Genomic DNA, 12187 nt, shown 5'->3' with positions numbered 1-12187 from the left:
GGTGGCCATCACGCCGTGGAGGGGTGATCATGAGGAGACCAGAGCGCACTTCCCATGAGGAGGCACGGGTGGCCGAGACTCTGAAGAAGGGCAGCCGGGTGACCGGCGCCGCGCGCGACAAGCTCGCGGCAGACCTGAAGAAGAAGTACGACTCCGGTGCGAGCATCCGGGCGCTGGCCGAAGAGACCGGCCGCTCGTATGGCTTCGTACACCGGATGCTCAGCGAGTCGGGCGTCACGCTCCGTGGGCGTGGCGGAGCGACCCGGGGCAAGAAGGCCGCATCGTCCTGACTCCGGGCGGCCCATCGCCTTCGACGGTGGCCACCCGGTCGGTTGCCTGATCGGCCGGGTGGTTACTGTGCAGTCACTTAGCATGCCAGTACGGCAATGCGTGATGACCGCACCCATCGGAGGCGCCCCATGGCTTCGCCCGACCAGGACCTCGCTCCTGTACTCGACAAGGACGGCGTACGGCTCACCGTCGACGACGCGCTCGCCACGGTGACGCTGACCAACCCGGCCAAGCGCAACGCGCAGAGCCCCGCCCTGTGGCGGGCGCTCACCGAGGCCGGTCGGCTGCTGCCGGGCTCCGTCCGTGTCGTGGTGCTGCGCGGCGAGGGCAAGTCCTTCTCCGCCGGGCTGGACCGTCAGATGTTCACTCCGGAGGGGATCCCGGGCGAGCCGACCTTCACCGATCTCGCGCGCCGTGACGACGCCGGGCTCGACGCATCCATCGCCGAATTCCAGGAGGCGTTCACCTGGTGGCGGCGGAACGACATCGTGTCCATCGCCGCTGTCCAGGGGCATGCCATCGGTGCCGGGTTCCAGCTCGCGCTCGCCTGCGACCTGCGGGTCGTCGCGGACGACGTGCAGTTCGCCATGCGCGAGACCGCCCTCGGCATCGTTCCCGACCTGACCGGCACGCATCCGCTGGTCGGCCTGGTCGGGTACGCCCGCGCGCTGGAGATCTGCGTGACCGGGCGGTTCGTCGGGGCGCAGGAAGCGGTGGCGTCGGGGCTGGCCAACCTTGCCGTGCCCGCCGTCGAACTGGACGGTGCGGTGGGGGACTTGGCCGCGGCGATGATGGCTGCGCCGCGGGATGCCGTGGTGGAGACCAAGGCGTTGCTGCGCGGTGCGCTGGAGCGGGATTACGAGGCTCAGCGTGCTGCCGAGCGGGCCGCTCAAGGTCGGCGCTTGCGGGACCTGGCGGGCGTCGGCGAATGAGCCGTTCGCCGGGCAGGCACCCGGTGTTGGTCGCTGTGCCCACCCTCCCCCACTCTCGGCTTCGCTCGAGCGGGGGACCCCCATCGCCCTGCGGAACGACTGCCCACAGCGAGGCAAGCGAGGTGGCGGAGTCAGCGCACCGCCGTGACCAGCACCGCCACGGTCGGGTGATCGTCCAGCGCGTCCCGTACCGCCACGCGTACCTGCCGGGCCACGTCCACGGCCCGGTGGTCCGTGCCGGTCGCCAGTTCCACGCGTACGTGCCGGTGGGGCAGGGAGGTTCCGTCGGCGCGCTGTTCGACGTGCACCGCCCGGCCCAAGCCCGCGAGTGAGCCCGTCAGACGGGTCACCCCGGAAACGGACAGCGCGGCTGCCGTCGCGAGGGACTCGTCGGGGTCCGTGGTCTCGCGGGCAGGCGGCGGCTGCGGTGTGGCTACCGTGTCCCCCTGCCCGTCCGCTGCTTCGAGCAGGTCCGTCACCCGCAGGTCGACCTCCGTGACCGTGAGGCCCAGACGGTCCGTCGCGGCCGTGGCCAGCGTCAGCCGCAGGCGGGACGCCGTCGTCGGCAGGGGCTCGGCGGCGGTGGCCGCGAAGTCCGCCGTCACCCGGAGCGCACCCGGGAACAGGGCGCTCGGCGGAGCCGGTACGACGGGTTCGTGGACGTCCTCCGGATCGGCGAGCGTGATCCGCAGCGTGCCGAGACGCACGTCCGGTACCTCCGTCGCTGCCGCGCGCGCCAGCACCGCCGCGGCCGCGCCCTCGGCGATCCACGCCCCGTCGCGCGGGCCACCGAGCGGCAGCAGCCGGCCGAGCCCCAGCTGACGCCTCACTTCCTGTGCCCACCGGTCCGCCGTCATTCCTCCAGCCTGCCGCATCCCCGGCGCACAACCGAGCATCCTTGCTTACGGTGGTCGCAGGACGACGACCGAAAGGGACGTACGGCGATGACCGAGATGACGACGACCCCAGAAGGTGACAGCGAGCCGCAGGTGTCGACCCGTAAGGCCACCAGGCGCGGCGGTGGGGACCCGGCGACCCGGGGACGCACCACCATCGCCGACGGTGTCGTGGAGAAGATCGCCGGACTGGCCGCCCGGGAGGTGCTCGGTGTCCATGCCATGGGCAGCGGTCTGGCCCGCACCTTCGGGGCCGTGCGCGACCGGGTGCCGGGCGGTGCGAAGTCGGTGACCCGGGGGGTGAAGGCCGAGGTCGGCGAGGTGCAGACGGCGCTCGACCTGGAGATCGTCGTGGACTACGGCGTGTCCATCATCGATGTCTCCCGCGCGGTACGGGAGAACGTGATCGCCTCCGTGGAACGGATGACCGGACTCGAGGTCGTCGAGGTCAACATCGCGGTGAGCGACGTCAAGCTCCCCGAGGAAGAGGAAGAGGAGCCCGCGCCGCCCCGGATCCAGTGAGGCACCGGGCCCCGCTCACCTGACGAGCTGAGGAGTGCTGCATGAGCATGGCCGTGGTCGGCATGATCGCCGGAATGGCGCTGGGGTTCGCCGGGTACTTCGGCGGGTTCGGGGCCTTCCTGCTGGTGGCGGCGCTGGGCGCCGTCGGGTTCATCGCCGGCCGGTTCCTGGAGGGTGACCTGGAGCCCGGTGACTTCTTCCGCACCCGCGGCGACCGGCGCGACCGCGGGCGGTGACCGCCGTGAGCGCGGAGACGGGCACGATGCGCGGGCCCCTGGACCTCGCGTCGCCCGGCGAGCGGGGTGCCACCCGGATCGCCGACCGGGTCGTCGCGAAGATCGCCGCCCAGGCCGCACGCGAGGCGCTCGCCCCGCTGCCCGAGGGCGTCGCACCCCCGCACGCCACCGTAGTCGTCCACCACGACACGGCCCGCGTCCGTGTCGTCCTCGAACTCGGCTACCCCTGCGACATCGGCGCCCGCTGTGCCGCCGTGCGTCGCCAAGTCGTGGAGCGGGTAGGCGCGTTGGTGAGCATGGAGGTGCCGGAGGTCGCCGTCCAGGTCGAGCGGCTGCACCGGACACCGGCACCCGGCGCACCCCACGGGAGGACGCCATGAGCGAGCCCCGGCCATCCGAGAGTCCCCCCCATCGACTGCCCGTCCTCGACATCGACAAGACCCCCGACGCCCCACCGGCCCTGCTCCCCGAAGGCAGCGGCCGCTTCTGGTCGGCCCGCCGCGTCCCGGCGGGCATCGTCGCCCTGTGCCTCCTGGCCGGCGCGGCCGTCTTCCTGTACGACATCGCTGCGGTCCGCGCCCACCGTCCGGCGATGCAGTGGCGCGGGGCCCTGGCCCGGCAACTCGCCGAGCGGCCCCTGGACAACGCCTGGGTGCTGGCCGGAGCGGGGGTCACCGCCGCCCTCGGCCTCTGGCTGATCGTGCTCGCCCTCACGCCCGGCCTGCGGGACCTGCTGCCCATGCGGCGCCCGCACCCCGACGTACGCGCCGGACTGAGGCGCGAGGCGGCCGCCCAGGTGCTGCGCGACCGGGCCATGGAGGTCTCGGGCGTCCGGGCGGTACGGGTGCGGATGCGGCGGAAGCGGGCCGATGTCCGCGTGGTCTCGCACTTCCGCGGCCTGGACGAGGTACAGGCCGACCTGGACGCCGTACTCACCGAAGCGGTCCGGGGACTTGGTCTGTCCCGCCCGCCCGCGCTGTCGGTGCACGTCCGACGTCCCGGACCGAAGGGGTGAGGCGGATGCGCAGGGGCACCGTCAACCGCGTCCTGCTCGGGCTCGTGGGCCTGCTGCTGCTCGTCCTGGGCGGCGCGGTGCTGGCCGTGGGCCTGGGCGCGCCGCCACCGCACTGGTGGCTGCACACCGGCCCGCACGACGTCCTGCTCAGCAACGCCGAGCGCACCCGCTGGCGGCAGGCCGGCTGGTGGTGGCCGACGGTCATCGCCGCCCTGGCCGTCCTCGTGCTGCTCGCCCTGTGGTGGCTCACCGCGGTCCTGCGCCGACGCCGTCTGACCGAGGTCCTGGTCGACACCGGCGACGGCGAGGGCGCCCTGCTCCGCGGCAGGGCCATGGAGTCGGCCCTGGCCGCGGACGCGGCCCACCAACAGGGCGTGACCCACACCGAAACCCTGCTGACGGGCCGCCGTACGACGCCCGCGGTGCGCGTGTGGCTCCAGTTGGAACCGGACGTCGACCCCGGAACAGCACTGATCGACTTCACGGCCCAGGCACTGACGCACGCACGCGAGTCGGCGGGGCTGGTGTCACTTCCGGCGGAGGTACAACTGAGGGCGGTGAAGCACCGTGCAGAGAGGGTGACTTGACACCGCGAACCCTCAGAACCCGTGCCTCATGCCCCCGTCCACCGGCACCATGATCCCCGTCAGATAGGAAGCCGCCGGAGACAGCAGGAACGCGGACACCCGCCCGAACTCCTCGGGCGCCCCGTACCGCCGCAACGGAATCCGGGCCTCGTTCGCCGCCCGGGTGGCCTCAGGATCGGCGGACAGCCCGTCCAGTTCGCGCACGCGATCCGTGTCGATGCGCGCCGGCAGCAACCCCACGACCCGGATGCCCCGCGGCCCCAACTCGTCCGCGATGGACTTGGCGAACCCGGCGAGGCCGGGCCGCAGCCCGTTGGAGATCGTCAGCGCGGGAATCGGCTCGTGCACCGACCCGGACAGCACGAACCCGATGACCCCGCCCGGCTCCAGCTCGGCCGCCGCCGCGCGGGCGAACCGGACCGCGCCGAGGAACACCGACTCGAAAGCGTTCCGCCACTGCTCGTCCGTGTTGTCCGCGACGAACCCGGGCGGCGGCCCGCCGACGCTCACCAGGACGCCGTGGAAGCCGCCGAAGTGCTCCCGGGCGGCCGCGATCAGCCGCTCGGGCGCCCCCGCGTCGGAGTTGTCGACGGCCACGCCGACCGCGTTCTCGCCCAGCTCGGCGGCCGCGTCGGCCACCCGCTTCTCGTCACGGCCGGTGATGACCACCTTCGCCCCGTCGGCGACCAGCTCCCGCGCGGCGGCGTTGCCCAGCCCGCGCGTGGCGCCGGTGACGATGTACACCCGGTCCTTCAGTCCAAGATCCATGGCCCCTATCCTGCCCCGTGCCCGGCGCCGCGGTCCCCTCCGTCCCCGAACAGCGTGAGGGCGGTGTTCACCAGCGCGATGTGGCTGAACGCCTGCGGGTAGTTGCCCACCTGGCAGCCCAGCTCCGGGTCGTACTCCTCCGCCAGCAGCCCCACGTCGTTGGCGAGGCCGACCAGCCGCTCGAACAGCTCCCGGGCCTCGTCCGTGCGGCCCGTCATGTGCAGGGCGTCGGCGAGCCAGAACGAGCAGGCGAGGAAGGCGCCCTCGCCGCCCGGCATCCCGTCGACGCCGACGGCGTCCGTGTCGTAACGGCGCACGAAGCCGCCGTGGCCCAGGTCCTCACGGATCGCGTCGACCGTGCCGATCACACGGGGGTCGTCGGGGGGCAGGAAACCGACCCGCGGGATCAGCAGCAGCGCTGCGTCCAGCTCGCGCGAGCCGTAGTACTGGGTGAAGGTGCCCCGCCGGCGGTCGAAGCCCTGCTCGCACACCTCCCGGTGCACCGCGTCGCGCATCGCCCGCCAGCCGTCCGGATCGCCGCTCAGGTGCGGATACTTCTCCAGCGTCCGTACGGCGCGGTCGGCGGCCACCCACACCATCACCTTCGAGTGCACGAACTGCCGTCGGCCGCCGCGCACCTCCCACAGGCCCTCGTCGGGCTGCCGCCACGCCGACTCCAGGAACGTCATCAGCGCGCACTGCAGCGACCACATGTGCGGCGCGGTGCTCAGGCCCGACTCGCGGGCCAGGTACAGCGAGTCCATGACCTCGCCGTACACGTCCAGCTGGAGCTGCTCGACGGCTTCGTTGCCGATCCGTACGGGTGCGGACTCGGCGAAACCGGACAGCCAGTGCGCCTCCCACTCCGTCAGGCGTCGCTCGCCCGCCAGGCCGTACATGATCTGCAGGTCCGCCGGGTCGCCCGCGACCGCGCGCAGCAGCCAGTCGCGCCAGGCCTCGGCCTCCCGGTGGTAGCCCGCGGAGAGCAGGGCGCCGAGGGTGAGGGTGGCGTCGCGCAGCCAGCAGTAGCGGTAGTCCCAGTTGCGCACACCGCCCAGTTCCTCGGGCAGCGAGGTGGTGGCCGCGGCGACGATCCCGCCCGTCGGGGCGTAGGTGAGGGCCTTGAGCGTGATGAGGGACCGTACGACGGCGTCCCGGTGCGGCCCGTCGTAGCGGCAGCGGGCCGTCCAGCGCCGCCAGTCCCGCACGCTGCTGCTCAGCGCTTCGTACGGATCGACGAGGGCCGGGCGCGGCTCGTGCGAGGGGTGCCAGGTCAGCACGAAGGCGACCCGCTCGCCCTCGGTGACGGTGAACTCCGAGTGCGTCGCCATCTGCTCGCCCCAGGTGTGCACGTGCGGTTCGGCGCGCAGCCACACAGAGTCCGGGCCGGCGACGGCCACCCGATGGCCGTCCACGCGGCGCACCCACGGCACGATCGAGCCGTAGTCGAAGCGCAGGCGGATCGTGCTGCGCACGGTGACGCTCCCGCTGACGCCCTCCACGATGCGTACGACGTCGGGGGCGCGGTCGCGCTGCGGCATCAGGTCGGTGACGCGCACCGTGCCCTCGGGGGTGTCCCACTCGGTGTCGAGGACGAGGGTGTCGGGCCGGTAGGCGCGGCGGGTGCAGGTGCCCGCGCCCTTCGGTGCGATCCGCCAGTGGCCGTTGTCCTCGTCGCCCAGGAGCCGGGCGAAACAGGCGCCGGAGTCGAAACGGGGCAGGCACAGCCAGTCGATCGAGCCGTCCCTGCCGACCAGCGCCGCGGTCTGCTCGTCGCCGATGACGGCGTAGTCCTCGATGCGCGCGTTCACGGGATGCGGGTTCCCGAAGGTCCCCGGGGCCAATCCGGAGGTGCGCCGGGGGAGTGACGGGTTCCCGGGGCGCCGGGGATCACACGGCGGCCGGTTCCGTCTCCTCGGGCGTCTCCTGGGCCGCGGCCTCCTCGCGGTCGCGGATCTCGCGCCGGACCAGGAACCACCAGCCCACCGGGACACCCGCGGCGAACAGCCACCACTGGATCATGTACGCGTAGTTCAGCGGGGCGTCCTCGCTGCCCGGGTCGGAGATCTGTTCCGGGGAGCCGCCCTTGGGCTCGGGCGCCGTCTGCTCGACGTAGCCGCCGAGCACCTTCGCGCCGAGCCGCCGCGCCTCCTCGGCGCTGTCGATCAGCATGATCTGCCGGTCCGGCAGGCCCTTGACGTTCTTGATGCCGCTCGCCGCGGTGGTCTCGTCCGCCTTGAGGCGCCCGGTGATGGTGGTCCGGCCGGCCGGCGGCGCCGGGATCCTGGGGAAGGCGGTCTGCACGCCGTTCGCGGGGATCCAGCCGCGGTTGACCAGCAGCACCTTGCCGTCCGTCAGGACGAACGGGGTCAGGACGTGGAAGCCGACCTCGTCGTCGGAGTTGGTCCGGCGGCGGACCACGACCTCGCGGGAGGGGTCGAAGGTGCCGGTCGCGGTGACCGTGCGGTACTTCTCGGCGTGGGTCACGGCGTGCCCGGGGGAGGTGAGCCGTTCCACGGGGACCGGCTCGGCGTGCAGCGCCTGGGAGACCAGGTCGTTGCGGGCGGTGCGTTCCTCGTACCGGTGCTGCTGCCAGAAGCCGAGCCTGATCATCGTCGGGATCAGCGCGATCGCCACGAGGGTGAGGATCACCCACTGGCGGGTCAGCAGAAAGCGGTAGCGGTGCACCCCACGACGGTACAACTCGGTCGTGGGGTGCGAGCGCGCGGGTGCCGGGTCACACGCGGTCGACGATCCCCACCTTCCCCTCGGCGCGGGCGCAGTGGGCGCCGCAGTAGAAGCTGCCGTCCGCCTCGACGCCCTGGCCGATGATCGAGACCTTGCAGTGCTCGCAAACCGGGGCCATGCGGTGGATCGCACAGGAGAAGCAGTCGAACACGTGCACAGCGCCCTGTGCGTGGACCTCGAAGGTCATCCCGTAGTCATTGCCGCAAACTTCGCAATTCGCCATGCGCCACAGGGTGAGCCGTCGCCCTCGCCGCGAGGTGGCGGACGCCGGGCGAGTCGCGGCGAATCACCCATCCGTACGGTCCCGCGTCCCCTCACCCGTCGGCGGGATCGACGTCCCTCAGCAACTGCCCGAACGCGGCCTCGTCCACGATCGGCGTGCCGAACTGCCGCGCCTTGACCACCTTCGAGGTGCCCGAGTCGGGGTCGTTGGTGACCAGCAGACTGGTCAGCCGGGACACGCTCGTCGCCACATGCAGCCCGGCCTCGGTCGCCCGGTCCTCCAACAGCTCCCGCTCGGTGGAGGTGTCCCCGGAGAACGCCACCCGCATGCCCTGTTTGAGACGTTTGCCGTCTTCGTACCGGCCCGGGTTGGGATAGGGGCAGGCGGGCCGCTTCCGGGACGGGCGCCAGCTGGACGGCCGGTAGCTGCCGTAGCCCCCGCTCGCCTGCCGGCCGATCCGGGGCGTGTCCGACCACTCCGTCAGCGGCCGGCACTCCAGCAGCGGCAGCCGTACGCCGCCCGCCGCCGCGGCCCGCAGACTGGGCCGGAACGCCTCGGCGAGCACGCGCGCGTCGTCCAGCGCGTGGTGCGCCCGCTGCTGTACGACACCGAAGTGCGCCGCCAGCGACTCCAGCTTGAAGTTGGGCAGCGGCAGCCCCAGCTCCTTGGACAGCGCGATGGTGCACAGCCGCTGCCGCACCGGCGCCTCGCGCTCCGCGCGCGCGTACTCGCGCGCGATCATCTGCCAGTCGAAGACCGCGTTGTGCGCGACCAGCACCCGGCCGTCCAGCCGGGCGGCGAACTCCTCGGCGACGTCCGCGAACAGCGGCGCCCCTTCCAGCACCTCGCTCGTCAGACCGTGTATCCACACGGGGCCCGGATCGCGCTCCGGGTTGACCAGGGTGTACCAGTGGTCCTCGACCTCGCCGCGCTCGTCCAGCCGGTAGACGGCGGCGGAGATGATCCGGTCGTCCCGGGCCAGGCCGGTGGTCTCCACGTCAACGACCGCGTATCCCTTCGGATACGCGGCCGGCCACTGGGTGGGGGAGGACACTGCGGTCGCACGGTCTTCGAGCATGGTCATTGAGGATACGGGCCGCGACTGACAGCGCTGTCCCACAGGGGCCGAACCCGCCGAACCCGCCCCCTCGCGCTCGCCCTCCCGCTCGGCCGCCGCACGCGCGTGCGTGCGTGCGTGCCCGCAAGGCGGGGGACCCGCGGGACAGTTCGGGGCGGCAGCCGGCGTCAGCCCAGCGCGGCCACCAGATCCCCGGCCGCCAGCGGCTCCAGACCGCAGCCGTCGGCCGGGCCGGGCAGCAGCCGGTACACCGCGCCGGTCGCGCCCTCCGGTGCCACCCCGCCGTGCACCAGCGCGAGCAACACGTGCTTCTTCGCGGCCGCTTCACCCGCACGCGTGTCGGCGTCCGCCGCGTCCGTCGCGGGCTCCCGCCGCTCCGGCGGCTCCAGGGTGCGCACCCGGGCGGCGAAGGCGGTGTCCGGCTCCCCTGCGTGGCGCCGGTAGTGCCACAGCTCGTCGACGGCGCGCCGGTCGGGTGCGCGCCGGACGACCAGCACCTCGTCACCGCGCGCCGCCGCGTGCCACACCGCGAGGTCCCACAGCGTCGTACGGCCGGACGCGAAGTACTGGAACAGGTCCCGGCCGACGCGGCCCAGGTCCTCGCCGTGCCGGTACACGTCGTGGAAGCCGTCGTCCGAGGGCAGATGCAGGTCCGTCCACAGGAACGTGCGGTGGCGCAGGTCGACCAGCATCGGCACATGGATGCGCGAGTCGCCCACCAGGTCGTAGCGCTGGCGCACCGTGCGCGGGTGGTACCCGGCGCCGCGCGCCTCCTCGGCCGCCGACGGCAGCGCCATGAAGCCCGCGAACGCGTCGAGCAGCTCCTCGAACGGGATGTTGTTGAAGCTGAAGACGACCGGCACCGCGTACCGCACCCCCAGCTCGCCGAGTGCCGCGAGGTCCAGGTCGACGTACTCGGTCGCGCCGTCCGGTGCGGGTGCCGACGTCAGGTCACCGGAGTGGACGGCCCACCGCTCGCCGTACACCAGGTTCGTGTAGTCGCACAGGCCCGCGAACTCCCAGTCCTCGTCGTACAGGGCCACCGACAGGTCCAGGTCCACGCGTGTCTTCACGGGCTGCATCCAGTGCAGGAAGAGCCGCAGCACCGCGCCCTCGGGCAGCGGCTGGGTGCTGCCGCGCGGCACCGACACCAGCGCCTTGGCGGCGGTCCGCTCGGCGGCGGGCACCGCGAGCCCGGCGAGTGCCGAGTCGAGCACGGCCAGGTCGAACCGGGGCCGGTCGGCCAGGCGGCGCAGCGCCTCGGCCTCCAGCAGCGCGCACGCGCGCGTGGTGAGCGCCTCGGCGAGCGGCGCCTGGGTGTCGTCGACCGTGAACGCGTGCGTCACCTGCCCGCGCGGGAAGAACACCCGCCGCTCGCCGGGCAGATGACGGATCCGCATCCGGCCCAGCGCGGCGAGCAGCGGCCCGGGGCCCGCCTTGGGCAGGACGCGGCGCAGTACCTCGGCGAACTCCTCGGGCAGCGTGTCGAGTTCGCGCAACCGCAGCAGGTGGTCGAGACGGCGCAGCAGCTCACCGGGGCGCTGCGCGAGGAGGGCCAGGGCGGCCTGTGTGTCCCGCTCGTGCAGCGCCTGCTCCACCCGCGCGCCCCAGGTGGCCGCCCGGATGCGGTCGCCGGCGACCCGTACGGCCTCCGGATGCTCGGCGGCCGTACGCAGCAGGGCCTCGCCCAGGGCGGTGCCGGAGGTGTCGGTACCGCGCAGCACGGCGAAGGCGAGGGCGGCCCGCGGGTGGCGGGCGTGCCGCTCGAAGGGGTGCAGGATCTCGGTGGCCCGCTTCCACGGGCCCGGGTGCCGCAGCACGTCCTCCACGAGCGACGGCACCGCCAGAGCGTCGAGCACGGCGAGCAGCCGGCCGCGCAGCGCGCGGGGCAGCGAGCGCAGCCGCGGCGGCTCCAGCAGATCCCCCTCGCCGCCCGACCACACGCACAGCAGGCGCAGGACGTCGGTCGCGGTGGTCAGATACGCGGCGAGCAGCTCGGTGACGGCCACGCGCGTGTGCCGGTCGGTCAGCAGCGTGCCCAGGACGAACGCCTTGGTCTCGCGGACCGGGATCTCCTCGGGCAGCCAGCCGAGGTCCGCGGGCGCGTGGTTCAGCAGCACCCTCAGGTCGGCGCGGTCCTGCGGCGGCAGGGGAGTGCGGCGGGCCAGCAGCGTCCGCAGGGCGTGCACCGTGTCCGCCGCGCGGTCCGTGCCGAGCGCGAGCAGCTTCAGCGGACCGGCCGGCACATCGCGCGGGCGGCGCGGCTCGACCGGCACCAGGAAGGGATCGGCGGGGTCGATCCGGCGGCGGCACAGCGGGCAGCCCGTGTAGTCCGCGCCGTCCCAGCAGGCGCGGCACACGAGGTGTGCGCACGGCGCCACCGGGTGCACGCTGCCCACCGCGGCGCACAGCACGCAGGGCTGCGCGGGCCACTGCAGCAGCAGCGCGAAGACCCGGTCGACGTACAGCTGGAACGTGTCGTCGGGGACGGAGGCCGGGAAGCTGCGGAACAGCGGCATGTGGGTGCGGTCGGCGCCCAGCTCGGCGTCGACGTGCCCGATCAGCTGCCGGCCGGCGTCCCCGAGCCCCGCCGGTCCCAGCCAGGCCAGGGCCGCGCGCAGCTGTGCCGTCGGTGCGAATCCCCGGTCGAGCAGTTCGCCCTCCAGGGCGACGAGTCCCTCCGCCGTCGACGGATCGCCCGGGCGTGGTCCGGCCTGGTCGACGTAGACGGTACGGAGGCGGCGGAGCAGCACGGACGACAGTTCGGACAAGCGGAATCCCCCGAAGGAAGGAAGGCGGCAGAAGGCCGAAAGAAGGTGGTCGAGGCGGAGGCGGAGAGTGAGCGCGCTGCAGATTCCAGGAAAGGGAGAGAAGGAAGCACGCTTGCGGAG

The 12187-nt window shown here is 73.2% G+C and carries 14 protein-coding genes; 7 read left to right on the top strand and 7 right to left on the bottom strand.

From position 1 onward, the window contains the following. Positions 1-68 precede the first annotated feature (68 nt). Entirely contained in the window at positions 69-290 is a 222-nt protein-coding gene (locus ACFYZZ_RS35640) for a helix-turn-helix domain-containing protein (protein WP_004002281.1), read from the top strand. 129 nt (positions 291-419) lie between these two features. Beyond that, positions 420-1223, top strand: a complete 804-nt coding sequence (locus tag ACFYZZ_RS35635) for an enoyl-CoA hydratase/isomerase family protein (RefSeq protein WP_389185191.1) — start codon at positions 420-422, stop codon at positions 1221-1223. 131 nt (positions 1224-1354) lie between these two features. Here ACFYZZ_RS35635 and ACFYZZ_RS35630 read toward each other — a convergent pair whose 3' ends face one another. Then, positions 1355-2080, bottom strand: coding sequence for a nucleopolyhedrovirus P10 family protein (locus ACFYZZ_RS35630; protein WP_389185188.1), 726 nt, complete (start codon positions 2078-2080; stop codon positions 1355-1357). Between the two features lie 87 nt (positions 2081-2167). On the opposite strand from ACFYZZ_RS35630, the gene ACFYZZ_RS35625 reads away from it, so the two are divergent. Genes ACFYZZ_RS35625 through amaP form a run of 5 tightly spaced genes read left to right on the top strand, consistent with a single transcriptional unit; the run spans position 2168 to position 4479 of the window. After that, entirely contained in the window at positions 2168-2641 is a 474-nt protein-coding gene (locus ACFYZZ_RS35625; protein ID WP_389185185.1) for an Asp23/Gls24 family envelope stress response protein, read from the top strand. 41 nt (positions 2642-2682) lie between these two features. Then, the gene (locus ACFYZZ_RS35620) at positions 2683-2877 is read left to right on the top strand and encodes a hypothetical protein (RefSeq protein WP_094214678.1); all 195 of its coding nucleotides are present in this window, start codon (positions 2683-2685) and stop codon (positions 2875-2877) included. Then, positions 2874-3257 (top strand): hypothetical protein, encoded by a 384-nt coding sequence (locus tag ACFYZZ_RS35615; RefSeq protein ID WP_389185182.1) that lies wholly within the window; start codon positions 2874-2876, stop codon positions 3255-3257. The genes ACFYZZ_RS35620 and ACFYZZ_RS35615 overlap by 4 nt, the downstream gene beginning before the upstream one ends. Beyond that, positions 3254-3892, top strand: coding sequence for a DUF6286 domain-containing protein (locus tag ACFYZZ_RS35610; RefSeq protein WP_389185179.1), 639 nt, complete (start codon positions 3254-3256; stop codon positions 3890-3892). The genes ACFYZZ_RS35615 and ACFYZZ_RS35610 overlap by 4 nt, the downstream gene beginning before the upstream one ends. Before the next feature lie 5 nt (positions 3893-3897). Next, positions 3898-4479 carry an alkaline shock response membrane anchor protein AmaP gene (gene amaP, locus ACFYZZ_RS35605; RefSeq protein WP_389185176.1) on the top strand — a complete coding sequence of 194 codons (582 nt, stop codon included), beginning with the start codon at positions 3898-3900 and terminating at the stop codon, positions 4477-4479. 12 nt (positions 4480-4491) lie between these two features. On the opposite strand, the gene ACFYZZ_RS35600 is transcribed toward amaP, so the two are convergent. From ACFYZZ_RS35600 to ACFYZZ_RS35575, 6 genes are all read right to left on the bottom strand, one after another. After that, on the bottom strand, positions 4492-5247 hold the full coding sequence (locus tag ACFYZZ_RS35600; RefSeq protein ID WP_386573929.1) for an SDR family oxidoreductase: 756 nt from the start codon (positions 5245-5247) through the stop codon (positions 4492-4494). A gap of 5 nt (positions 5248-5252) precedes the next feature. Next, positions 5253-7058 (bottom strand): glycoside hydrolase family 15 protein, encoded by a 1806-nt coding sequence (locus ACFYZZ_RS35595; protein WP_389185172.1) that lies wholly within the window; start codon positions 7056-7058, stop codon positions 5253-5255. A gap of 79 nt (positions 7059-7137) precedes the next feature. Then, positions 7138-7935, bottom strand: a complete 798-nt coding sequence (locus tag ACFYZZ_RS35590) for an SURF1 family protein (RefSeq protein ID WP_389185169.1) — start codon at positions 7933-7935, stop codon at positions 7138-7140. 49 nt (positions 7936-7984) lie between these two features. Beyond that, positions 7985-8218 (bottom strand): hypothetical protein, encoded by a 234-nt coding sequence (locus ACFYZZ_RS35585; protein ID WP_066991839.1) that lies wholly within the window; start codon positions 8216-8218, stop codon positions 7985-7987. A 91-nt stretch (positions 8219-8309) separates the two neighbouring features. After that, positions 8310-9296, bottom strand: a complete 987-nt coding sequence (locus ACFYZZ_RS35580) for a DEDDh family exonuclease (RefSeq protein WP_389185166.1) — start codon at positions 9294-9296, stop codon at positions 8310-8312. 167 nt (positions 9297-9463) lie between these two features. Beyond that, entirely contained in the window at positions 9464-12067 is a 2604-nt protein-coding gene (locus ACFYZZ_RS35575; protein WP_389185163.1) for an MXAN_6230/SCO0854 family RING domain-containing protein, read from the bottom strand. Between the last annotated feature and the right edge of the window lie 120 nt (positions 12068-12187).

The sequence above is a fragment of the Streptomyces sp. NPDC001816 genome, assembly GCF_042892235.1.
Lineage (GTDB): Bacteria > Actinomycetota > Actinomycetes > Streptomycetales > Streptomycetaceae > Streptomyces.
Note: the sequence above shows the minus strand (reverse complement) of the source record. Positions and strands in the feature narration are given on the sequence as shown.

Bases quoted from the DNA above. Each gene is read 5' to 3' on its own strand.
- ACFYZZ_RS35625 (WP_389185185.1), top strand. From the start codon at position 2,168: ATGACCGAGATGACGACGACCCCAGAAGGTGACAGCGAGCCGCAGGTG.
- ACFYZZ_RS35620 (WP_094214678.1), top strand. From the start codon at position 2,683: ATGAGCATGGCCGTGGTCGGCATGATCGCCGGAATGGCGCTGGGGTTC.
- ACFYZZ_RS35610 (WP_389185179.1), top strand. From the start codon at position 3,254: ATGAGCGAGCCCCGGCCATCCGAGAGTCCCCCCCATCGACTGCCCGTC.
- ACFYZZ_RS35600 (WP_386573929.1), bottom strand. From the start codon at position 5,247: ATGGATCTTGGACTGAAGGACCGGGTGTACATCGTCACCGGCGCCACG.
- ACFYZZ_RS35580 (WP_389185166.1), bottom strand. From the start codon at position 9,296: ATGCTCGAAGACCGTGCGACCGCAGTGTCCTCCCCCACCCAGTGGCCG.
- ACFYZZ_RS35585 (WP_066991839.1), bottom strand. From the start codon at position 8,218: ATGGCGAATTGCGAAGTTTGCGGCAATGACTACGGGATGACCTTCGAG.
- ACFYZZ_RS35630 (WP_389185188.1), bottom strand. From the start codon at position 2,080: ATGACGGCGGACCGGTGGGCACAGGAAGTGAGGCGTCAGCTGGGGCTC.
- ACFYZZ_RS35635 (WP_389185191.1), top strand. From the start codon at position 420: ATGGCTTCGCCCGACCAGGACCTCGCTCCTGTACTCGACAAGGACGGC.
- amaP (WP_389185176.1), top strand. From the start codon at position 3,898: ATGCGCAGGGGCACCGTCAACCGCGTCCTGCTCGGGCTCGTGGGCCTG.